General features: G+C 45.0%; 21 protein-coding genes. 7 read left to right on the top strand and 14 right to left on the bottom strand.

Annotation, left to right across the window (positions count from 1 at the left end; all coding sequences use genetic code 11):
• Positions 1-7: 7 nt before the first annotated feature.
• From CAG58_RS13575 to CAG58_RS13590, 4 genes are all read right to left on the bottom strand, one after another.
• On the bottom strand, positions 8-1,729 hold the full coding sequence (locus CAG58_RS13575) for a SulP family inorganic anion transporter (RefSeq protein WP_161426437.1): 1,722 nt from the start codon (positions 1,727-1,729) through the stop codon (positions 8-10).
• A 45-nt stretch (positions 1,730-1,774) separates the two neighbouring features.
• Positions 1,775-2,194, bottom strand: a complete 420-nt coding sequence (locus CAG58_RS13580; RefSeq protein ID WP_154170527.1) for a TIGR01244 family sulfur transferase — start codon at positions 2,192-2,194, stop codon at positions 1,775-1,777.
• 17 nt (positions 2,195-2,211) lie between these two features.
• Positions 2,212-3,075, bottom strand: coding sequence for an MBL fold metallo-hydrolase (locus CAG58_RS13585; protein WP_161426436.1), 864 nt, complete (start codon positions 3,073-3,075; stop codon positions 2,212-2,214).
• 103 nt (positions 3,076-3,178) lie between these two features.
• Entirely contained in the window at positions 3,179-3,655 is a 477-nt protein-coding gene (locus tag CAG58_RS13590; protein ID WP_040904169.1) for a YqhA family protein, read from the bottom strand.
• Positions 3,656-3,960: 305 nt separating this feature from the next.
• Here CAG58_RS13590 and phnD point away from each other — a divergent pair, with 305 nt between their 5' ends.
• From phnD to phnE (CAG58_RS13610), 4 genes are read left to right on the top strand one after another with little or no spacing between them, the layout of a single operon-like run.
• Entirely contained in the window at positions 3,961-4,908 is a 948-nt protein-coding gene (phnD, locus tag CAG58_RS13595; protein ID WP_161426435.1) for a phosphate/phosphite/phosphonate ABC transporter substrate-binding protein, read from the top strand.
• A 59-nt stretch (positions 4,909-4,967) separates the two neighbouring features.
• A complete protein-coding gene (gene phnC, locus CAG58_RS13600; RefSeq protein ID WP_004394834.1) occupies positions 4,968-5,786 on the top strand; it encodes a phosphonate ABC transporter ATP-binding protein in 819 nt (272 codons plus the stop codon).
• The gene (gene phnE / locus CAG58_RS13605; protein ID WP_161426434.1) at positions 5,783-6,589 is read left to right on the top strand and encodes a phosphonate ABC transporter, permease protein PhnE; all 807 of its coding nucleotides are present in this window, start codon (positions 5,783-5,785) and stop codon (positions 6,587-6,589) included. Before phnC ends, phnE (CAG58_RS13605) begins: the two co-directional genes overlap by 4 nt.
• Positions 6,586-7,395: a phosphonate ABC transporter, permease protein PhnE gene (gene phnE / locus CAG58_RS13610; protein WP_161426433.1), complete on the top strand. Its 810-nt coding sequence runs from the start codon at positions 6,586-6,588 to the stop codon at positions 7,393-7,395. The genes phnE (CAG58_RS13605) and phnE (CAG58_RS13610) overlap by 4 nt, the downstream gene beginning before the upstream one ends.
• Before the next feature lie 107 nt (positions 7,396-7,502).
• Here the strand turns inward: phnE (CAG58_RS13610) and CAG58_RS13615 are convergent, their stop codons facing one another.
• The 3 genes from CAG58_RS13615 to CAG58_RS13625 all read right to left on the bottom strand — a co-directional run bounded on the left by CAG58_RS13615 (position 7,503) and on the right by CAG58_RS13625 (position 11,727).
• Positions 7,503-9,125: a methyl-accepting chemotaxis protein gene (locus CAG58_RS13615; RefSeq protein ID WP_161426432.1), complete on the bottom strand. Its 1,623-nt coding sequence runs from the start codon at positions 9,123-9,125 to the stop codon at positions 7,503-7,505.
• A gap of 223 nt (positions 9,126-9,348) precedes the next feature.
• Positions 9,349-11,307, bottom strand: coding sequence for a DNA topoisomerase III (locus CAG58_RS13620; protein ID WP_161426431.1), 1,959 nt, complete (start codon positions 11,305-11,307; stop codon positions 9,349-9,351).
• Positions 11,308-11,391: 84 nt separating this feature from the next.
• Positions 11,392-11,727: a Grx4 family monothiol glutaredoxin gene (locus CAG58_RS13625; protein WP_072669841.1), complete on the bottom strand. Its 336-nt coding sequence runs from the start codon at positions 11,725-11,727 to the stop codon at positions 11,392-11,394.
• Positions 11,728-12,048: 321 nt separating this feature from the next.
• On the opposite strand from CAG58_RS13625, the gene sodB reads away from it, so the two are divergent.
• The 3 genes from sodB (at position 12,049) to CAG58_RS13640 (ending at position 14,192) form a co-directional block, all read left to right on the top strand.
• The gene (gene sodB, locus CAG58_RS13630; RefSeq protein WP_110166592.1) at positions 12,049-12,633 is read left to right on the top strand and encodes a superoxide dismutase [Fe]; all 585 of its coding nucleotides are present in this window, start codon (positions 12,049-12,051) and stop codon (positions 12,631-12,633) included.
• Between the two features lie 128 nt (positions 12,634-12,761).
• Positions 12,762-13,265, top strand: a complete 504-nt coding sequence (locus tag CAG58_RS13635; RefSeq protein ID WP_154170514.1) for a VC2046/SO_2500 family protein — start codon at positions 12,762-12,764, stop codon at positions 13,263-13,265.
• A 258-nt stretch (positions 13,266-13,523) separates the two neighbouring features.
• Positions 13,524-14,192: an SDR family oxidoreductase gene (locus CAG58_RS13640; protein ID WP_158144826.1), complete on the top strand. Its 669-nt coding sequence runs from the start codon at positions 13,524-13,526 to the stop codon at positions 14,190-14,192.
• A gap of 95 nt (positions 14,193-14,287) precedes the next feature.
• On the opposite strand, the gene CAG58_RS13645 is transcribed toward CAG58_RS13640, so the two are convergent.
• The 7 genes from CAG58_RS13645 to CAG58_RS13675 form a co-directional block, all read right to left on the bottom strand.
• Complete coding sequence (locus CAG58_RS13645) at positions 14,288-15,040, bottom strand: MlaA family lipoprotein (RefSeq protein WP_154170509.1); 753 nt, start codon at positions 15,038-15,040, stop codon at positions 14,288-14,290.
• 410 nt (positions 15,041-15,450) lie between these two features.
• The gene (locus CAG58_RS13650) at positions 15,451-15,960 is read right to left on the bottom strand and encodes a DUF2802 domain-containing protein (protein WP_040904167.1); all 510 of its coding nucleotides are present in this window, start codon (positions 15,958-15,960) and stop codon (positions 15,451-15,453) included.
• Positions 15,960-16,445 (bottom strand): chemotaxis protein CheW, encoded by a 486-nt coding sequence (locus CAG58_RS13655; RefSeq protein WP_004394823.1) that lies wholly within the window; start codon positions 16,443-16,445, stop codon positions 15,960-15,962. The genes CAG58_RS13650 and CAG58_RS13655 overlap by 1 nt, the downstream gene beginning before the upstream one ends.
• A gap of 38 nt (positions 16,446-16,483) precedes the next feature.
• Positions 16,484-17,491: a chemotaxis protein CheW gene (locus CAG58_RS13660; RefSeq protein WP_004394822.1), complete on the bottom strand. Its 1,008-nt coding sequence runs from the start codon at positions 17,489-17,491 to the stop codon at positions 16,484-16,486.
• Complete coding sequence (locus CAG58_RS13665; RefSeq protein WP_004394821.1) at positions 17,484-18,260, bottom strand: ParA family protein; 777 nt, start codon at positions 18,258-18,260, stop codon at positions 17,484-17,486. The genes CAG58_RS13660 and CAG58_RS13665 overlap by 8 nt, the downstream gene beginning before the upstream one ends.
• A 10-nt stretch (positions 18,261-18,270) precedes the next feature.
• Entirely contained in the window at positions 18,271-19,389 is a 1,119-nt protein-coding gene (locus tag CAG58_RS13670) for a protein-glutamate methylesterase/protein-glutamine glutaminase (protein WP_004394820.1), read from the bottom strand.
• Positions 19,390-19,423: 34 nt separating this feature from the next.
• Entirely contained in the window at positions 19,424-21,745 is a 2,322-nt protein-coding gene (locus CAG58_RS13675) for a chemotaxis protein CheA (protein WP_161426687.1), read from the bottom strand.
• Positions 21,746-21,748 lie beyond the last annotated feature (3 nt).

The raw sequence follows: 21,748 nt of genomic DNA on the forward strand, positions 1-21,748 counted from the left end.
TGTAGCGTTAGATTCGCCAGTCCTCATCGGGATGCTCGGCTTGAGTTAAGTAGCTAAAAGCTTGAAATTGGCTGATAAAAATTTGCCCTGTGAAATGCTCTAAAAACGTTGAGCGTTGTATTTCATCCATCACGGGGCCTTTGACCTCAGACAAATGCATAGTAATACCCGATTGAGCAACACGCTCTGCGATTAAATGTAAGCTCTCCAAGGCACTGCTATCGATACGATTGACCCCAGAAAGCATTAACACTAAATGCTGGGTTTCAGGGTAGCTAGCTAAATACTCTGGGATTTTATCTTCTAAATAACGGGCATTGGCAAAATATAAGCTTTCATCGATGCGTAAAGTTAATACCGTTTTACTTTGCTTAACTTGAAAACGCTGCACATTACGAAAATGTTCACTGCCTTCGATTAATCCCACCACCGCGATGTGCGGCTGACTGGTTCGCCATAAAAAAATCACTAATGAGAGCAGCACGCCAATGATGATCCCCCACTCAATATTGATAAAGAGCACTCCAACAATAGTACTTAACATCACCACGCCATCGCTTTTTGCGGCGCGCCACGTAGTAAAAATAGCTTTAATATCAATCAAAGCCGATACTGCAACAATAATAATCGCCGCCAAAACCGCGTGAGGAAGATAGCTAAACAATGGGGTGAAATACAGTACCGTGATGCCGATCCCTATCGCGGTCAACATGCCCGCCAATGGCGTTTCCGCTCCCGCGTCATAGTTAACCACTGAGCGAGAAAGTCCCCCCGTAACCGGAAACCCGCCCTGTATCGCAGAGGCAATATTCGCCCCACCTAAAGCAATCAACTCTTGATTTGGTTCAATCCGTTGACGTCTTTTCGCCGCTAACGTTTGGCCAACCGACGCTGACTCAACAAACCCGACCACGCTGATCAGCAGCGCTGCAGGCAACAGTTGAACCATTAAGTTGGTTTCAAACACGGGCATAACCAAACTTGGTAACCCCGTCGGGATAGCGCCAACTACACTCACCCCTTGAGTGTGCTGTGGAAAGTAATCAATGATCAAGATGCTTGCGACCATGACCATCACCGGCAGTAATTTGGTGATATGGCCCGCCCACGATGCAGAGCAGCCAAGGTTTTGTAATAAAGAGGAGAAATAACGTCGGCCAAGCACCAATAGTACTAAACTCCCCAGTCCCAGCCATAAGGTCGGATAGTGCACAGCAGCCAACACTTCATTGAGCGAGCCATCGGCTACTGATAAGCCCAGTAACTTAGGTAATTGTCCCAAAATAATCAAAACGCCAGAGGCGGTCATAAAACCAGATAGTACCGAATGACTTAAAAACGTCGTTAAAAACCCTAAACGAAACACCGCCATGATTAAGAGCATCAGCCCAGATAAAAACGCTAGCGTCGCCGCAGCCGTTACATAAGCGTGTGTCCCAACATCATGTAAAGGCGCAATCGCTTCTGCGGTCATTAACGAAATCACCGCAACGGGGCCAACAGCCAACGTTTTGCTGGTTCCTAATAGGGTGTAAGCCACCAGCGGTAAAATACTGGCATATAAGCCATAAACTGGAGGTAAACCAGCCACAATCGCATAAGCTAAACTTTGTGGCACCAGCATCAAGGTGACAATGATCGCCGCCACTCCGTCTTTGCTGGCAGCCTGACGAGTGTATTCCGGCAACCAAGTCACGATGGGCAGATATTGACGCCAAGCTAGCTTCATTGGCTGATTCCTATTTACTTTAATTTCAACTCACCGTGCTTGTGCTTAACGCTGAGCAAATCGCTCGCCGAGACCATCAAGCTTAAAGCCTTGCTTGGTAGCAACCTGCAAACGCTCACTGAACATCGCACTATCTTGACTTGCCAATGACCACAACATACTAGAACGGGTTCCCGTGCGACAAAAAGCTAAGATAGGTTGAGGGAGCGTCTGTAACAATTCACCAAATTGATGGATCTGAGCTTCGCTAATTTGGCCCCCCACCACGGGTAAATGGACATAAACTAAACCAAGCTGATCGGCATGTTGTTCAATCACTTGATTCAATGGCTGGCCACTTTCCTCGCCATCGGGCCGATTATTGATCACCGATTTAAAACCTAAACCAGCGATCTGTTCGATATCACTTGGCTCAATTTGCGGTGCAACGGTCAGTTGTGGGGTTAATGTAATCAATGTCAACATCAGACTATCCTTGTTAGTTAAACTTTATTAAGCGGAATTTTTAGATACTGAACACCATTGTCTTCAGCCGGAGGTAATACGCCAGCACGCATATTGACCTGAACCGAGGGCAAGATCAAAGTCGGCATCGATAAAGTCGCATCTCGAGCTTGACGCATTGCTACGAACGCCGCTTCTTCCACACCATGACCAACATGAATATTATGCACACGCTCTTCACCAATCGTGGTTTGGAAAAGAAATTCTTCTCGCCCCGGCGCTTTGTAGTCATGGCACATAAATACGCGCGTTTCATCGGGTAAGGTGAACAGTTTTTGAATGGAGTGATAGAGCGTTTTAGCATCCCCGCCCGGAAAATCACAACGTGCGGTACCGTAATCAGGCATAAACAGCGTATCACCAACAAAAGCACTGTCACCAATCAGGTAAGTCATACACGCTGGTGTGTGTCCCGGAGTATGGATCGCTTTAGCCTGAAGGTTACCTACCGTGAATGACTCCTGATCGGTAAATAAATGATCAAACTGGCTGCCATCTGCGGCGAAATCCTGTTCTGCGTTAAACAACTTTCCAAAGGTATCTTGAACCACGGTAATCTGTTGACCTATCGCCAGTTTACCGCCCAGTCGTTGCTTGAGGTAAGGCGCGGCACTTAAGTGATCGGCATGGACATGGGTTTCTAAAATCCACTCCACTGATAAGCCTTGTTGTTCAACAAAGGCGACCACTTTATCGGCGGACTCATAAGATGTTCTGCCTGATGCTGGTTGGTAATCCAGCACAGAGTCGATGATTGCACATTTCGATGAACTCGGGTCGACCACCACGTAACTGTAAGTAAACGTGTTAGCATCAAAAAATTCATGAACATTAGGTTTCATTACAATCCCCCCACCACAATGATTAGCAAATGCTTATTTAGTTTATACTAATTCATCATCGCGCGTTTTGCCAGTGATACGAGTAAAATTTGTCCATTTACTGTTACTTCATCGATTTCCACGCCCAAATCGCCGCAGCAATCACCATACTCATCCCTGCGCCTAAATACAGCGTTTCAATACTGGCACCCACTTCCACCAAATGCTCAAGGAAAAGAATGATCATGATCACCACCGCCACTTGCAATAAAGTGATTTTTAAATCATGAAAATTTCTAATCGCGAGGGCAGAAAGAAAGGGACTCGCCTCCAAAGCTGATGGGCGAATAAAAAGACGATATAAACTGGCGGCAATGATTTGAAAGGTAATCGCAATCAGTGAGATATCTAAGACTTTTAGCAACCTCACCGCCAACATTTTCCCTTGAGTAACGCCAGATGGAATTCCGCCCCACAAATTACTGACAATACCGAACATAATCGACAGCACAACGAGATATAAGATCACCGCAGCAACAAAACTGGTCACGATAACCGCTAACACTAAAAATCGACTACTACCAAATAAACGATCCATCATAATGATTACTCTTTTTAACCCAGAGATAAGCAGCTCAGGTACATAAAACCGCTGTTTTTAAACTTACGTTGATAAGCAACTTATAATCTATCATAGCTGATCACTCGATGGGGAAAGCCAATGACGACCTTTGTGAGCATCGCAGCATCCCCCATCAAAAGTAAGTACAACGCCAGTCTTTTACCCATTACGCATCACTAAAAATAATCATTGTCATCAAGCCTTAACGGTTTATTCACATAAAAGTCACCTTTCCCTTCTACCGTGTACCAACTTGTTTAAGGACGACAACCTGAGGTTTTATCATGAAATTGTTAGCTCAATGCGTCGCACTGGCGTTAATCGCAACGCCACTTGCTCACGCACAATTCTCTCTCGATTCACGCTATAAAGATAACGATGGTGATCTGGTCGCCGATATCCCCAGTAATGCGTCAGCTTGGGTGAACCCATCAACATTGATTTTTGCTTATACGCCCGTCGAAGACCCTGCCGTTTATGCGGATGTCTGGAAACCATTTTTAGACCATATGGCTAAAGTGACTGGCAAACGAGTTCAATTTTTTCCAGTTAACTCTAACGCCGCACAAATTGAAGCCATGCGTTCAGGACGTTTACACATCGCTGGATTTAACACAGGTTCAAACCCATTAGCCGTCGCGTGCGCGGGTTTTCGTCCTTTTGCGATGATGGCCAGAGAAGACGGCAGCTACGGTTATGAAATGGAAATCATTACCTACCCAACGTCTGGAATTGAAAAGATTGAAGATCTGCGTGGTCGCACCTTGGCATTTACTGCAGAAACCTCTAACTCGGGATTTAAAGCGCCACAAGCGTTACTTGAAGCGAGTTATCAATTAACCGCAGGCAAAGATTATACCCCCGCCTTCTCGGGTGCTCACGATAACTCCATTTTAGGCGTGGTTAACCGCGACTATGATGCTGCTGCCATTGCCAATTCTGTTGCCAAGCGCATGGTCGCAAGAAACGTGATTAACCCAGACAGCTATAACACGATCTTTAAATCGGAAAGTTTCCCAACCACAGGTTATGGCGTGGTTTACAACCTACACCCTGATTTACAACAAAAAATCCGCCAAGCCTTTTTCAGTTTTGATTGGAAAGGTACAGCGATGGAAAAAGAATTCTCTCAGTCGGGTGAAGCACAGTTTATTCCTATTACCTTCAAAGAACACTGGTCTGTGGTGCGTGAAATCGATCAAGCCATGGGGGTTCAATACACCTGTCGTTAACCCTTAAACGCCAGATGATACTGATCATCTGGCGCTTTTTATCATCAAGGAGTGGATTCATGCTGACCATCAATGGATTAACCAAAACTTACCCAACGGGCGATAAGGCCCTCAATAACGTTTCATTCAGTGTGCCTAAAGGGCAAGTTGTTGGCTTAATTGGCCCTTCAGGAGCTGGGAAATCAACCTTAATTCGCTGTATTAATCGCTTAGTCGAGCCCAGTGACGGGCAAATTATTTTAAATGACTTAACGGTCAATCAACTTTCTCAAACTCAGTTACGACAAGCAAGACGAAAAATTGGCATGATCTTTCAAGAATATGCCCTCGTTGATCGCTTAACGGTGATGGAGAACGTCCTCTCGGGACGATTAGGTTATGTCTCGTTTTGGCGCAGCTTTTGGCGACAATACCCCGAACAAGACATCAGCAACGCTTATCGTCTACTGGATCGTGTGGGCTTACTTCAACATGCTGACAAAAGAGCCGATGCATTATCTGGCGGACAACGCCAACGGGTAGGTATTGCTCGTGCTCTAGCTCAAGATCCAGAACTGCTGTTGATTGACGAGCCAACCGCGAGCTTAGATCCTAAAACCAGTCGCCAAGTGATGCGTTTATTGGTTGAAATGTGCAACGAACGTGGCTTACCAGCGATCATTAATATTCATGATGTGGTCCTCGCTCAGCAGTTTACCGACCGAATTATTGGCTTAAAAGCCGGTGAGGTGGTGTTCGATGGATCTCCACAGCAGCTAACAGAAAGTGTATTGACTCGAATTTACGGTGAAGAGGATTGGACCAGCATGCGCCAGCCAGAATCATCCCTTGACACAGAACTGGCCTCTCAAGCTCATCGTTCATTGGTGAATGCATGAACCCAGTACCTTATTCAACTCAATGGCGCAAACCGCCACAGATCATTAAAAGTCGCGTTTGGCGATGGGTGATTACTCTTTTGTGCCTAATCTATTTATGGTTCGCGATTGGCAGTATAGATATTAACTGGCTAAGGATTTACGAAGGATTAGAACGGGCACAGCGCTTTATTGGTGGATTCTTACAGCCTGATTTTTCCACTCGCTGGCGAGATATTTCCGCTGGAATGATCGAAAGTTTAACCATGACTTTAACTTCCACTGTGGTGGGTATTGCTTTAGCGATTCCGGTTGGACTTGGCGCAGCTCGCAACTTAAGTCCAACTTGGGTTTATATGATTTGTCGCGCTTTTATTGCTCTTAGTCGCTCTTTACAAGAAATTATCGTCGCAATCTTTTTCGTCGCTTTATTTGGCTTTGGTGCTTTTGCTGGCTTTTTGACCTTAACTTTCGCCACGATTGGTTTTATCGGTAAATTACTGGCAGAAGAAATTGAGGGCATCGACCCCGCCCCTATTGAGGCGATTAAAGCCACTGGCGCATCATGGTTACAGTGGATTAATTATGCTATTCAGCCACAGGTGTTACCGCGTCTACTTGGGTTGTGCTTATACCGACTCGATATTAACTTTCGTGAGAGTGCCGTAATCGGCATTGTTGGAGCCGGTGGCATTGGCGCAACACTCAATACCTCTCTCTCGCGCTACGAATATGACAGTGCTGGCGCCATTCTCTTACTGATTATTGCGATAGTGATGCTCAGTGAATATTCTTCTGGCTATCTACGGAAATACGTGAAATGAATCCTCTCAACTCAAGCCTAACTTGGCAATATCGTACGCCAAAGACTCAATTGTTACTTTGGGTTGGTTGGATGTTACTGCTGGCTTTGTTTATTTATTGCTGGAATATCATGACAGAACATACCATGTGGGTGTTCGTCTACGATGCTCCTCAAGCCGCGGCTGATTTAATAGACAGAGCCTTTCCTCCCCGTTGGTCTTATATGGAGCGCTTATGGTCGCCATTGTGGGACACGCTCAATATGGCAACCTTAGGTACGTTACTGGGCGTCATTCTGGCTACGCCACTGGCTTTTTTAGCCGCCAGTAATACCACACCCTCTAGAGTATTGGTGAGACCAATTGCTTTGTTTGTCATTGTCGCCTCTCGCTCAATTAACTCTTTGATCTGGGCACTGCTGCTAGTTTCGATTCTTGGCCCTGGTCTACTGGCTGGCATTTTAGCCATTGCACTGCGATCCATCGGTTTTGTCGGCAAATTATTGTATGAAGCCATTGAAGAGACCGAACTGACTCAAATTGAAGCAATAACCGCCACGGGGGCAAGTCAAGCGCAGGTTTTAAATTATGCGATTGTGCCGCAAGTATTACCTACGTTTTTTGGGATCAGTGTTTTTCGTTGGGATATTAATATTCGCGAAAGTGCGATCTTAGGTTTAGTTGGAGCGGGTGGCATCGGCATGCAATTGCAATCTAGTTTAAATGTCCTCGCTTGGCCTCAAGTCACCTTGATTATTTTAGTCATCTTGGCAACGGTCGTCGTAAGTGAATGGATCTCTGCCAAGGTCCGTCAAGCAGTGATTTAATGGGGTTAGCTCTTAATATTCAACGTTAGGGCAATAACAAAGTGGAGAGCTCTTCTCCACTTTGTTGTCTTTATCCGACTCAATAACAACCGATATAAACTCGGTTGTTATACTTTAAAACGCTGTAACTGCTCATCCAATTGGTTAGCACTATCAGCCAGATGCTGGCTTTGTTCAGCCAAATCTTGCGCCGATTGGCTAATATGATCAGCCGACAGATTAATATGACTGACATTGCTGTTCATCTCTTCAGCTACGGTATCTTGCTGCTCTGCCGCGGTGGCAATTTGGGTCACCATGTCATTCGCTCGAGTCAGCTCTGTCACCATCTGTTTTAACATTTGCTTAGTTTCGGTTGCGGTTTGAACATTTTCTGTCACACGACTATGACACTGCTTCATCGCTTGTGACGCACTGCCCGCTCTGGCAATTAAGGACTCGATGGTTTGCTGAATTTGATGCGTCGATTGCTGAGTACGGCCAGCCAAATGACGCACTTCATCAGCAACCACCGCAAAGCCGCGACCTTGCTCTCCTGCCCGCGCGGCTTCAATCGCCGCATTTAAGGCCAATAAGTTAGTTTGTTCAGAGATGGCTTGAATCACATCAACAATTTCATTGATCCCCGCGACATCATTCCGCAGCGCTTCAACCAATTGATCGGTTTGCGAGACCTCTTGAGATAGCTGTTCGATATTTTGCTCCGTTCTCTCCATCATGCTATTACAACTTAACGCTTGATTGGCGACATCATCGGTCGAAGCGGCGGTTTGCTCGGCATTTTGCGCCACATCGCGAATGGTCGCATTCATTTCATTCATGGCGGTCGCTAACTGCTCCAATTGCATGCGCTGCGATTGGGTACTGGTTGCGGTCTCCTCACTGGCCGAAGCGATTGACGACGCCATCTCAGCGGCATTCATCGCTGACTGCTTGGCGGTAATTAAAGCTTGATGGGTACTTTCGATCATTGAATTTATCGAACGCCCTAAACTAGCAATCTCATCCCGTCCTTTAGGATTAAAACGCACCGTCATATCCCCTTGCGCTGCCCGCTGTACTTTGGTGACAAACAGAGCCAGAGGGTCGGTAATGTTTTTACCGATAATGCTCGAAAACAGTAAAGTAATCACCACGCCCGCAAAAGCAAAGCCAACATAAAATAAGGCATTGTGATACACCGTTTGATTGATATCGTTAACGATAACGCCGGTACCAATGACCCAATTCCAACCATTGGCTTGTGCAACATAGGAAATTTTGTCCTCAATCGGACCATTCGGTGGCACAAAAGTGTATTCGACAAACCCAGCGCCTTGACGTTGAACAACCTGTGCCATTTGTTGCCAATGAAAACGACCAGAACCATCACGTACCTGACTCATATCTTGATTGGTCATTTCTGGGCGCAGAGGATGCAGTACTAGACGAGCATTAGCCGTCATCACCCAAAAATAGTTACCATTGTCATATCGGAGTGACTTGATCGCTTCGATCGCTCGTTGCTTAGCTTCTTCTTCACCAATTCTTGGTGCTAAACGAGCATAATAATCAACTAAACTGACCACTGATTGGACTTGATTTTCAACACTTTGTTGGCGTTCTTGAAAGGCCATTTCTCGTAACTTACTTACCCCGTAGAGGCTGATAAGCACAATAATGGCCAGAGAAATGAGTTCGATCACCAAGATTTTCTGACGAACGTTGAGGGCTCTAAGTATCTTTAACATAGTGTATTCCTAGCGCAAGCGTAATGACGGGCATTTTTGCCTCTGTATGATGATTCCATCCTGATTCTTTGTGATATTCATCCAAGAACCGGAGCTTACTATGGAAAACATTTACCGCTTATGCAACAGGACCATTATTTTTATGTGGATTTATTCTAACTTTCACGCAACAAACCTTAAACGTCCTCATCAATCAATGGTGAATCACCGCGCGATAACGCCTTTATGGGGTTGAACAACGTGCAGGCAGGCTTTTTCTTTTACTGCTCGTCGACCTTTTCTTGGTTTTAAATGCAGGTCGCTTAACCGGCGGTAAAGCTCGCAACGAGGCGGGGACAGGTTGTTGTTTCACTTGCTCTATCCATTGGCTAATTTGTCGCTCAAGATCTTCAATAAAGGGTTGATAAGCTTGACCTCTTTCTGCCATCGCTTGCAGTTGATGCTCCCAATGAGCGGTCATATCAGGATAAGTGGCTTGCAGCGGTAGCGCCTCCACCAGTCCTTTGCCAGCCGGAGTACTTTTTATCTGTTTTCCTTCTCGTGTCAGTAATTGACGCTTGAATAACGTATCTAAGATGCCAGCTCGAGTGGCTTCTGTGCCTAACCCATCGGTCTCACGAAGAATTTTCTTAAGCTCTTTATCTTCAACAAAGCGGGCGATCCCCGTCATCGCTTGCAATAACGTTGCCTCAGTAAAATAACGCGGCGGTTCGGTCTGGCAAGTTTTCATCTCTCCTTCGCGACAGATCAACGATGTCCCCTTTGGTAGCGGCGGCACAGTATCAATTCCATCCTCAGGTTGCTCTTGTTGGCCTATGACACTTTTCCAGCCTGCGAACACCAATTGTCTGCCTTTAGCAATAAAGGTTCCTCCTGCAATGGTAAATACGAGTTTAGCTTCAGCGTATACTGCGGGAGGATAAAATTGCAGTACGTACTGGCGAGCAATTAACTGATAAATATTCTGCTCAGCAGCAGAAAGTCCATGTACAGCACTTTGCTTAGGGGTAGGAATAATCGCATGATGCGCATCAACTTTACTGTCGTTCCACGCTTTAGAACGGAATGTACGGTCTGCACCGGCGACCGCAGTTTGTAATGGCTGAAGATTATGAGCAATCGCCGTCAGTATCGTATCCGCCTGAGTTAAATGTTCTTTAGGTAAATAACGACTGTCGGAACGTGGATAAGTGATTAACTTGTATTTTTCATACAGTGACTGACAAATATCCAATACTTGTTGAGCACTCAAACCATAGCGCTTGGCAGCATCAATTTGTAAGGCCGATAATGAATAAGGCAGTGGTGCTGCTTGCTTAGTTTGCGTTTGTTCTGACGCCACAACAATCGCTGGCTGATGTTGAATACGACGGGCAACATTTTCAACCAAAGCGCGGTTTAACACTCGTCCCTCTTCATCTTGCCAAGGCTGGCAGGCGTCACTAGGCTGCCAGCGAGCGCGAATATCAAACTCATGCCCTTCGACTTGATAAGGGATCAATGCGTGTAAGGTAAAATAATCATGGGCGACAAAATGGGCTATCTCGGCATCACGACGGACCACCAAACCCAGTATAGGTGTTTGCACTCGACCAACGGATAATACCCCTTGATAACCCGCTTTTTGTCCAAGCAAGGTATAAGCACGAGACATATTCATACCGTATAACCAGTCAGCCCGAGAGCGTGCTAAGGCTGAAATCGACAATGGAATAAATTCACGATTACTGCGCATTGTTGAAAGTGCGCGTTTCACCGCAGGCAAATTGAGATCGCTGATCAGTAAACGTTGAATGGTTTGCTGCTTTTGTTTAGAGACCTGACAATAATCGATAACCTCATCAACCAACAGTTGACCTTCGCGATCTGGATCGCCAGCATGGACAATTTCTTGGCTACTTTTTAGTAACTTACGCACTACGGCCAATTGTTGACTCGCCGTTTTCCGCGGCTTCAATTGCCACTTTTCGGGTAGGATGGGTAAATCAGCCAAATTCCACTTTTTGTATCGCGGATCATAGCTGTCCGGTTCCACTTGCTCCAGTAAATGACCAATACACCAAGTCACCTTATCGCCATTGGCACATTCAATAAAACCTTGCTGCTTTTTATGGGGCTTGGGCAACGCATCAGCAATGGCTCGGGCTAAACTGGGTTTTTCAGCAATGAATAAGCGGCTCATAACAGTCTAAAATCAGAAAAAATTAGGGCCACATTAACCAATGTGACCCTAAAAAATCAAGCTAAACTGTTTTTTTATACAGTGTTACGCTTCATCTGTCGCGTTACGTGCGGCCGCTTCTTTAATTAATGGCTGTAGTTCACCTTTTTGGAACATTTCCAAAATAATGTCACAACCACCAATCAATTCACCTTCAACCCATAACTGGGGAAAAGTAGGCCACTGAGCATAAACCGGTAGCTCTGCGCGAATATCTGGATTTTGTAAGATATCGACGTAGGCAAATTTTTCACCGCACGCCATTAACGCTTGAGCGGCTTGCGAAGAGAAACCACAGCTTGGCAGTTTAGGTGACCCTTTCATATAAAGAAGAATTGGGTTTTCGGCAAGTTGCTGTTTAATTTTATCGATGGTTTCCATTGCTTCCTCTTAATGGATGGCTAAGTTAATCCCTTCCATTCTAAATCATTAAGAGAGAATAAAAAGCACATTCTGTTTATGGATTTAGCAGAGTAAGTATCAAGTGATCGCGGTATATTGACTTAACTGAACTTTTTCTTTCACTTGGGGTGTTAATAAAGTAAAAACTTGCTAAAATGCATAGCAAGTCAGTTTTATCGACTCCATTACAATAACACTGGAAGCAATCAAAGAAGTGTCTACATCAGTCGTGGGCCGTAACCTGTATTTGACCTCGTCTGCTTAGTCGTTTCTTTCCTCTCAACAACGGAGAATTGAACAATGGCATTTGAACTACCAGCACTACCTTACGCAAAAGATGCGCTACAACCGCACATTTCAGCAGAGACTTTGGATTACCACCACGGTAAACACCATAATACTTATGTCGTAAAATTGAATGGTCTGATCCCAGGTACAGAGTTTGAAGGCAAATCTCTCGAAGAGATCATCAAAACGTCAACGGGCGGTATTTTTAATAATGCGGCACAGGTATGGAACCACACTTTCTACTGGCACTGCCTATCTCCAAACGGCGGTGGTGAGCCAACAGGCGCAGTGGCAGAAGCCATCAATGCAGCCTTCGGTTCATTTGCTGATTTTAAAGCAAAATTCACTGATTCTGCGATCAACAACTTCGGTTCGTCGTGGACTTGGCTAGTGAAAAAAGCAGATGGTTCATTGGCGATTATCAATACTTCTAACGCAGCAACCCCAATCACTGAAGAGGGCGTAACGCCTTTATTGACCGTTGATCTGTGGGAACATGCTTACTACATTGACTACCGTAACCTCCGTCCAGACTACATGAACGGCTTCTGGGCTCTAGTCAACTGGGAATTTGTTGCACAAAACCTAGCGAAGTAATCTTGGTTGATTAAGAGGTGAGAGCCGAATAACGCTCCAACCGATAAGCCTACCTCAAATAAGGTAGGCTTTTTTTATTAAAGTTTTTCCTTCATGTGCCGTTATTAGTGGTGCATTGAGGAGAAACCATGCAAGTACATACATTAGACAAAGCCGGAATAATTAATGAGTTACAGCTCGGAACTGGGGTCAACCAAGCGGTACAGCAAGGTCGTCATGCCGATTTCGCTCTATTCATGGCACTCTTCTCTAATGACGTTCGCGATACCACGCCCATCGAGCCGATCACCACTCACCGTACGACTGAAGATCAGCTACGTCAACGCTTTGAACTGCCAGCATGTCAAGCACTACGCAATGATCAAAGCTCTTACGCTATTTCGGCTCAGCAAGCAAAACTGTTTCACTCTGGCGGCATGGCGAGCGCCAAACTGTCGCACTATTTGCAACCTGAAGTGCTCACTTACCTCCCTGAAGACACTGAAAATTTCCCAGAAGACGTGTATTTAAATCTCTCTGGGCATGACCGCCGTCATCTCGCACAGCAAGAGAATAAGACGTTGATGATAATGGATTTATATCCTCAGCTTAATCACGCCCTTAGGCAAGATCAACTACGAGCTCAGGTATAGGATATATCTCGACGGCGCTAAAAATAGCGAATCATCGATCAAAAAGTTTCTCTTTTTATCCCCCCAAAAGCCAACCGCCCCTAGAGCAGCTGTGTATATTTTTGCTTAAGCCTTGTCGCCGAATGTGAATAAGCGCAAAGAAAAAACGATTGCTTTTCGAACAACTGGGTTTATTTGAAGCAATTCACACCATCATATCAAACTGTCAACCATGCTTAATGTACTCGATGGTCACGGCACCTCCAAGGAAGGCACACAATGAAAATTAAAAGTGCATTAATTTTAATTACTTCAGCTAATTCGCTACTGGGCAGCACGCTGGCGATGCATTTTGCTCGTTTGGGGGCTAACGTTATATTATGTGATACCAATCATAGTGCTTTAGTCACCACCTGGCAGCATTGCTACGCGATCAGTCATCGTGTTCATTACTACACGTTACCCGACCGCTCTCCAACGAGTATTCATCAGTTATTTGATTATATTGAAACCACCTACCACTCAGCCCCGGACGTGTTAATCAATCACTGGCCAAGCGTCAGTTTTCCTTCTTTGGTGGATGAACAGCCTACAGAGCGTTTTATTCAACAATTGGCCAATATGGCTTCATCCCTCTTTACCTTTGGGCAAACTTGCTCAGAAAGGATGCGTCAGCATCAAGCAAAAGGAGTGATTGTTAATCTCGTCTGGCACAATACCGCACAACAACAAGCTGGAATGGAAAATACCAATTCTATGGTTGCCGGCTTTACCCAAAGTTGGGCCAGAGAGTTAACGCCCTATAATATTCGTGTCGGTGGCGTGATCCCGATGGCGGGAGGCAATCATCACAATCTGCATTGGGCTGAAATTCAAGATGAGCTTATACGTAATACCGAATACATTGTGACTAATGACTATTTCAGTGGACGAGTCATGTCAGCATGATGGCAAAGAGAATACAGAAATAGAAAGTGCAGATCACTTTAGGGTCAAGTGACCTGCACTCATTGGATCTCAATAACAGATGGTATCAAGAAAAACTAGAATCCGCCGTCGAGGTAATCATCAAGGAAATCTTCTTGATCAGTGTCGTAATGTTCTGTGTCTCGTTCAGCTTTAAAGTCACGACGTTGTAAATAGACTTCTCGCGTTAATGCGTAAGGATCAGGAGAACGCTGTAGCATGGCTTCTTGAGGCACTAAAGCGGCTCGGGTTTCCATTCCTTGAACCGCCCATTTACCAATACTTCCCCAAATATTCAAATACGCAAGAGGAACATACCAACCATCAACCGTATCCGCCACTTCCCGCACAGTATAGGGTCCATACCCCGGTACCATTAAGTATGGTCCGTTACCGACACCGTAATAACCTATCGCATCACCAAATTGTTTATCATCATGCTTACGAATTCCGGCTTCTGAGGCGATATCAATCAAACCTAAAAGCCCAAAAGTACTGTTTAACCAAAAACGGTTAAAATGATCGAGCGCTTTTTCGCCATTCCCCATGATCAGGTTATTAACCATACTGGCTGGCTCATCTAAATTAGATAAGAAATTCGCTAAACCGCGTCTTAATGGTGACGGGACATAATCGACATAAGCCAGTGAAACAGGACGAGCTAGGTAGGGATCTAGGTAATCGTAGTTAATTTTCCACATCGCGCGATTAAACCCCTCTAAAGGGTCATTAGGATGTGATTCATTATGTGCATTTTCAGGTACCGAGCTACATCCGGCCAGTACCAGCATCAATAAAAGCATTGCTATCCGTAACAAACGGCTGGGCATGGTCATAATCCAATTGGTGAAAAGTCATTGCGACATTGCTCGACTTTTACAATATAAAAATAGGGTGAATATAACAATATGAGCCTTAAAATATCATATTATCGTCGAATTTGTCTTATTGATGTAACCAGAATATTAACGCTCGGTCATCAGTAAACAAAAAGCGTCGATTGCTATTAATCATTTTTAGTAACCAATAAAAATGATTAATGAGTTATTCAAAACCGTTGATACTAACACAGCATCCCAGAGACAAAATAGAATTAGCGCTAAACTCGTTATTAACCTGAACATTATCGATGAAAAAACGGCCAAAATCCCGCCTATGAGACGATAGTAAGCAAACTTCTTATAATGGTTTACGAAAATAAAAGCCAAAAGAAAGTGTAACACTCTCATTTGACTTTTATTTAAAGAGAAGATTTACGAGTCGGTCTTTTACCCGTATTAGAAGCAGGCATGCGCCCTTCCGGATCGCTACTTAAAGGTGGAATAGATTCTTTACCGGCCAATTTTTTTTGCAATGATAACATTAATTCCGCTTCGGCTTTAGGTAACTCACACTCTTCGATAAGCTCATCAATGTCAGCGCCTAACTTGACCATTTTACTTGCCCGACTGTATAGGCGGGCATCGGTATCAACATTTTCTAACTGCTTAAGACGCTCACTTAAGTGAACGATGATCTCTTGTTGCCCTGTGACTTTTTGCCCAAGGCCGATTGCAGCAGAACGCACTTCTAACAACTGCTTGGTGGCTTTTTGCAACTCTTTATCAAGCTGGCGAACTTGTTGACGAAAATAATCGCCTTGGCGAGTTAATGAACGGCGCAAAAACCACAACCCAAGCGTTAATAGTACAACAATGAACGCCGCTCCCCCTGCAAGGACAGAAGGCGTAAAGTGTAAAAAATCACTCATTAGAGATGAGCCATATCGTCCCACTCTTCTTGCGATAGCAGTTTATTGAGATCAACCAAAATAAGCAGTTTTCCATCACGATTACTCACGCCTTGGATAAACTTAGAACTCTCTTCTGTACCGACACTTGGCGTGGTATCAATTTCCGATGAACGTAAGTAAACCACCTCAGCAACGCTATCGACTAAGATACCAATCACTTGACGCTCAGATTCAATGACAATGATTCGTGTATTGTCGGTGATTTCACCTTGCATCAGACCAAAACGTGAACGTGTATCAATAACGGTGACAACATTACCACGTAGGTTAATAATTCCTAAAACATAGTCAGGCGACCCTGGGACGGGTGCGATCTCGGTGTAACGTAACACTTCGCGGACTTGCATCACATTGACGCCATAAGTCTCTTCTTCCAATTGAAATGTTACCCACTGAAGCACTTCATCATTTGAGTGTTCTTTTCTCACTTCTACTTCAGACATACCTTTTCCTCTTTAAGTCGTGACCGACAAAATATGTATTATTTATCGAGCGCTTGGACATCAAGACCTGCATTAAGCATAGCGATTAATGCATGAACGTGTATCAAAGCGCACATTTTTTCTTTAACCATTCCTGCGAGCCAAGGTCGTTTGCCCACTTGCTCTCGCCAGCGTACCTTATCGCTACTTAACCATTCAGTACCTAATAGTTTAGTACAAGCTAAGCCCCACAGGCTGTTATCTAACATGACTATATATTGATAGTCTTTTTTGTACGTATCATCCGCTAATTTATCAGACATTACCCATTTCGCCGTATCGACCACATCCAACTGTGAATCTCGGTTAGTTTGTAAGCCTAAATACCATGCTGGTCGTCCAATCAGATGGTTCAACGTAGCTTTACGATGAATACCACCTAACTCATCCAGTGGTACGGCGAAAGTCACTCCGTTAACATCAAAATACAAAACTTGAAAATTTTGTTCACGGATCGGACATTGCCACTGTCCAATGCCGAATGGATCAGGTTGTGTGTCCTCGGTCACTAACGTGTCATCTGCCATAACCGGCTCGATGATCACCTCAGGCTCTGCTTCCAAAGGCTGTAAAGAGGGTTCCTCAACAAACAGCTCTGGCTCTTCAATCGTGATAACAGGATCAGACTCAACAAGCGTCTCTTCAATATCCCATTCTTGAATTTCTTCCACTACCGTCTCAGTAACCGTTTGAGCAATTTGAGTGGTGTTTTCTGCCATAACCACTTCAAGATCAAGCTCAGCGACAGGATTACTGCTCTCTAATTGACTCAGCAAGCGTTGTACGTCATCTAAATTAGGCAACTCAAATTCGACTAATTCTTGATCGATATAGCTTTCTGCACTCCGCTGGCGAGCAGGTTGAGGTTGAGGATCATCTATTGAATGACTAATAAGCGTGGTCGAAAAAGGACCATCTTGCCAATTCGGCTCATCCAGCTCTTCCTCTAGTAGAGCCGCGAAGTAATCATCCAGTGCTTGTTCGCTAGATAGTAAGGAGTTACTCATCGATAGCCAACCTCTCTAAGAAGAGTAACAGCTGTTTGTAAGCAAACACTCCTCGGCTTCCTTCTGCAAAATGAGAAGCGGGTAGACGCTTCAAACTTGCGTCACGGAATTTAGTATCAATAGGAACCGCAGATGCCCATACCTGTTCAGGGTAATCTTTCTTTAGCTGAGTCAAAGTTTGTAATGACGCACGAGTTCGTTTGTCGTACATCGTAGGCACAATGGTGACTTTAAACTCGCGATTGCGTGACTTTTGCATGATCGCTAATGTACGGACCATGCGTTCTAATCCTTTCATTGCCAAGAATTCAGTTTGCACTGGGATTAAAATACGGTCACTCGCCGCCAACGCATTCACCATCATCACCCCAAGAATCGGAGGGCAGTCAATTAATACGTAGTCATAACGATGGCGTAGAGCAAGCAATGAACGTTTAAGTATTAATCCCATACCACTGCGATTACCCATAACTCGATCTAAGGTAGCTAATGACATATGAGCAGGGATCAGATCCATATTTTCAATATCGGTACGTAAGATTAATGGCTCGACATTTTGTTCATTAAACTCGCGTAACTGAAATAGATCAAAAAGGCTCGTTGGCACGGCATCAGAATCATAGCCTAAATAAGTCGTTAATGATGCATGGGGATCGGTATCGACCAGCAAAACGCGCTTACCTTGTTGGCTTAATAAGCCAGCAAGGGTAATGGTCGTAGTAGTTTTACCTACGCCTCCTTTCTGGTTTGCCACACTCCAAACAATCATTAACGTTTCCTTAACTCAAGCCAACTTCAATTAGCATACGTTCTGCGATGCGATCCAAGGGCAAATCTTCAGATGAGATTCCCGCTTTGGAAACCGCTTGCGGCATGCCATAAACAACGCAACTCTCTTCATCTTGCGCCCAAACTGTTGCTCCAGCAGATTGCAACATACGAGCACCCTCGCGACCATCAGCCCCCATCCCTGTGAGGATCATCGATAAGACTTTATCCCCGAAAATCTTAGAGGCAGAACCAAATGTCACATCAACACACGGTTTGTAGTTCATCCGTTCTCCGCCATCAATAATGCGTAATCTGGCCGCTCCTGGGCGACCATCTAACATCATCTGTTTACCGCCAGGGGCGAGATAAGCGGTACCCGGTTTAAGAACATCACCATCTTCGGCTTCTTTCACCTGAATTTTACACAAAGAGTTCAGGCGACTTGCAAAAGCACCAGTGAAGGTGGCTGGCATATGTTGGATCAAAATGATCGGATGAGGATAATTAGCCGGCAATTTAGTTAAGATTTTCTGTAGCGCAACGGGGCCTCCGGTTGACGTACCAATCGCGGTTAATTGGTACTTTTTACCGGTTGCTTTAAAGCGTGATAATGCTGAAGGTGCAGTTGCCACTCGTCCCTGAGCTGACGCTGATGAGTCAGATGACGAGCGCGAGGCAAGGTTCGAGGACGTGACACTACTGGTGACCACCGGACGACGCATAAAATTGCGTTTCGCCGCAATTTGTAACACTCGTTGCTGCAATAAAGTGACTGCATCTTCTCGATTGCGGGCTATATCTTCAAATTTTTTCGGCAAAAAGTCTAAAGCGCCAGCATCTAACGCATCCAGTGTCGCTTTGGCACCATCATGAGTCAGCGATGAAAACATTAGAATTGGCGTTGGATTATTAGCCATGATCTCACGTACGGCACTAATTCCATCCATCACCGGCATCTCAATATCCATGGTGATGACATCTGGTTTTAGACGCATGGCTTTATCGACAGCTTCTCGGCCATTAGTCGCCACATCAATCACTTCTAAGCGCGATTCAGCATTGATGATTTCACTCACTCGGCGTCGAAAGAAACTTGAATCATCAACAACTAAGACTTTAATCGGCATAGTTACCCTTATCATTTGGGTGGTCTATCGACCACTAGATACGCGAAGCAGCTGCGTATTTCTTAAGTAAATCAGAGACATCAAGTATCAAGGCTATATGACCATCACTGGTTATCGTAGCACCAGACATACCAGGCGTACCTTGTAACAATTTATCGAGAGGCTTAATCACCACCTCTTCTTGGCCAATTAATGTATCCACAACTAGGCCAACGCGTTGGTTACCAATTTGTACAATAACTACATGGCCATGGCCTTTACGAGGCTCGACTTTACCCGCCTGAGGGGCTAGCCAATTTTGTAGATAGAACAACGGAATGGATTTTTCACGCACAATAATCGTTAGCTGACCATCGACAATATTGGTCCGGCGTAAATCAAGGTGGAAGATTTCATTAACACTCGCGAGCGGTAAAGCGAATGGATGACCTGCCACTCCCACCATTAACGTAGGCAAAATAGCCAGAGTTAACGGAACTTTAATGGTGATTTTGGTCCCTTTCGTGAGTTCAGAATCAATATCAATCGAACCGTTAAGGGTATTAATCGCGGTTTTAACCACATCCATCCCTACGCCGCGTCCAGAAATATCAGAAATTTTCTCTTTACTGGAAAAGCCCGGCATAAAAATCAGGTTAAAACACTCTTTATTCGTCAATCGAGAAGCCGCATCTTCATCCATCATGCCACGTTTAACCGCAATCGCTCGCAGTTTATCGGGATCCATACCACCGCCATCATCAACGATCGCCAGCTCAATATGGTCGCCTTCCTGAGACGCAGAGAGGATAACTTTACCCGTACGCGGTTTCCCTGCCGCAACACGGTCGTCGGGCATTTCAATACCATGGTCAACGGAGTTGCGTACTAAGTGAATCAATGGATCGGCAAGCGCTTCTACTAAGTTTTTATCCAGATCGGTTTCTTCCCCTTTCAACTCCAAAACAATATCTTTGTTCAAGGTTCGAGCCAAATCACGAACAACGCGAGGGAAGCGACCAAATACTTTCTTAATCGGTTGCATGCGCGTTTTCATTACCGCGCCTTGTAAGTCTGCCGTCACCACATCAAGATTAGAGACCGCTTTAGACATCTCTTCATCATTACTATTAAGGCCAAGACTCAACAGTCGGTTACGCACTAATACCAACTCACCCACCATATTCATGATGGTATCAAGCGTCGAGGTATCTACCCTAACTGACGCCTCTACTTGAGGTTTTTTAGCACCGCCAGAACCAGCAGCAACTAGCTCGTTCTTGTCTGAGTTGGTATCCGTTGCCTTAGCGATTGGGGCAGGTTTAGCTGGTGCTGGCGCAGCGGCAGGGGCAGCAGCAGCTTTAGGCTTAGGTTGTTCTACTGGTTTCTTTTCAATAGATGGACTGGCTGGTGCAGCGGTTTTTGCTGCCTGAGTAGCATTGGCTGCCGCTGGGCGCGTAGCCATTTCTAGCTCTTCGATCGATGGTCCTTTACCACTGCCGTGTAACTCATCTAATAAACGTTCAAACTCTTCATCGGTCATGATATCGCCATTAGCGTTCACATTCGATGGTGTTGCTTTTACCGCGGGTTGTGACGATACCGTTGGAGAGGGGGCTTCTCCAGAACCATGTAATGAGGGACTTTTGCCTTTTCCATGCAGCTCATCAAGTAATTTTTCAAACTCATCATCAGTAATATCACCTGAAGCAGCAGGTGCTGATGCTGGTGATGGCTGAGATTTGGCAGCTTCACTGGCCGCCTTTTCCGCACCAGGACTACGACCTTTACCGTGCAACTCATCAAGTAAGCTTTCAAACTCATCATCACTAATATCATCAATCGAGTTAGCATCGATATGAGCGTTACTCGAGGCTTGAGCGGTCACATCTTCAGAAGGCGCTGGTACATGAGATTCGGAGTCAGCTTCAGGTTCGATGTCTTCAACCGTGTCAGCCGACGCCGCACCTTCAGGTTCATCCTCAGATTCAGGCTTACACATATCATGCAATTCTTGAATTAAGATCGGATCAGCTGGCTGCAATGGCTCTTGATTTTGTACCGCTTGAAACTGCTCATTCACCGTATCCAAAGCACGTAGCATCACATCCATCAAACGAGCGTTGACACTACGTTGACCATTACGTAAATAGTCAAACACGTTTTCTGCACCGTGACAGGTTTCTACCAGTTCGGTGAGCGAGAGAAAGCCAGCGCCGCCTTTTACAGTGTGAAAACCGCGGAAAATGGCATTAAGAAGTTCGCGGTCTTGTGGGTTATTTTCTAACTCTACTAGCTGTTCTGATAACAACTCGAGAATCTCGCCAGCTTCAACCAGAAAGTCTTGAAGAATGTCGTCGTCTAAATCGTAGCTCATACT

The sequence above is a fragment of the Vibrio sp. V31_P5A7T61 genome (genome assembly GCF_009904895.1).
Classification (GTDB): Bacteria; Pseudomonadota; Gammaproteobacteria; order Enterobacterales; family Vibrionaceae; genus Vibrio; species Vibrio metschnikovii.

Bases quoted from the DNA above. Each gene is read 5' to 3' on its own strand.
- CAG58_RS13675 (WP_161426687.1), bottom strand. From the start codon at position 21,745: ATGAGCTACGATTTAGACGACGACATTCTTCAAGACTTTCTGGTTGAA.
- CAG58_RS13585 (WP_161426436.1), bottom strand. From the start codon at position 3,075: ATGAAACCTAATGTTCATGAATTTTTTGATGCTAACACGTTTACTTAC.
- CAG58_RS13615 (WP_161426432.1), bottom strand. From the start codon at position 9,125: ATGTTAAAGATACTTAGAGCCCTCAACGTTCGTCAGAAAATCTTGGTG.
- phnC (WP_004394834.1), top strand. From the start codon at position 4,968: ATGCTGACCATCAATGGATTAACCAAAACTTACCCAACGGGCGATAAG.
- CAG58_RS13670 (WP_004394820.1), bottom strand. From the start codon at position 19,389: ATGCCGATTAAAGTCTTAGTTGTTGATGATTCAAGTTTCTTTCGACGC.
- CAG58_RS13655 (WP_004394823.1), bottom strand. From the start codon at position 16,445: ATGTCTGAAGTAGAAGTGAGAAAAGAACACTCAAATGATGAAGTGCTT.
- CAG58_RS13580 (WP_154170527.1), bottom strand. From the start codon at position 2,194: ATGTTGACATTGATTACATTAACCCCACAACTGACCGTTGCACCGCAA.
- CAG58_RS13590 (WP_040904169.1), bottom strand. From the start codon at position 3,655: ATGATGGATCGTTTATTTGGTAGTAGTCGATTTTTAGTGTTAGCGGTT.
- CAG58_RS13640 (WP_158144826.1), top strand. From the start codon at position 13,524: ATGAAAATTAAAAGTGCATTAATTTTAATTACTTCAGCTAATTCGCTA.
- CAG58_RS13665 (WP_004394821.1), bottom strand. From the start codon at position 18,260: ATGATTGTTTGGAGTGTGGCAAACCAGAAAGGAGGCGTAGGTAAAACT.
- phnD (WP_161426435.1), top strand. From the start codon at position 3,961: ATGAAATTGTTAGCTCAATGCGTCGCACTGGCGTTAATCGCAACGCCA.
- sodB (WP_110166592.1), top strand. From the start codon at position 12,049: ATGGCATTTGAACTACCAGCACTACCTTACGCAAAAGATGCGCTACAA.
- CAG58_RS13625 (WP_072669841.1), bottom strand. From the start codon at position 11,727: ATGGAAACCATCGATAAAATTAAACAGCAACTTGCCGAAAACCCAATT.
- CAG58_RS13645 (WP_154170509.1), bottom strand. From the start codon at position 15,040: ATGCCCAGCCGTTTGTTACGGATAGCAATGCTTTTATTGATGCTGGTA.
- CAG58_RS13620 (WP_161426431.1), bottom strand. From the start codon at position 11,307: ATGAGCCGCTTATTCATTGCTGAAAAACCCAGTTTAGCCCGAGCCATT.
- CAG58_RS13635 (WP_154170514.1), top strand. From the start codon at position 12,762: ATGCAAGTACATACATTAGACAAAGCCGGAATAATTAATGAGTTACAG.
- CAG58_RS13660 (WP_004394822.1), bottom strand. From the start codon at position 17,491: ATGAGTAACTCCTTACTATCTAGCGAACAAGCACTGGATGATTACTTC.
- CAG58_RS13575 (WP_161426437.1), bottom strand. From the start codon at position 1,729: ATGAAGCTAGCTTGGCGTCAATATCTGCCCATCGTGACTTGGTTGCCG.
- phnE (WP_161426434.1), top strand. From the start codon at position 5,783: ATGAACCCAGTACCTTATTCAACTCAATGGCGCAAACCGCCACAGATC.
- CAG58_RS13650 (WP_040904167.1), bottom strand. From the start codon at position 15,960: ATGAGTGATTTTTTACACTTTACGCCTTCTGTCCTTGCAGGGGGAGCG.
- phnE (WP_161426433.1), top strand. From the start codon at position 6,586: ATGAATCCTCTCAACTCAAGCCTAACTTGGCAATATCGTACGCCAAAG.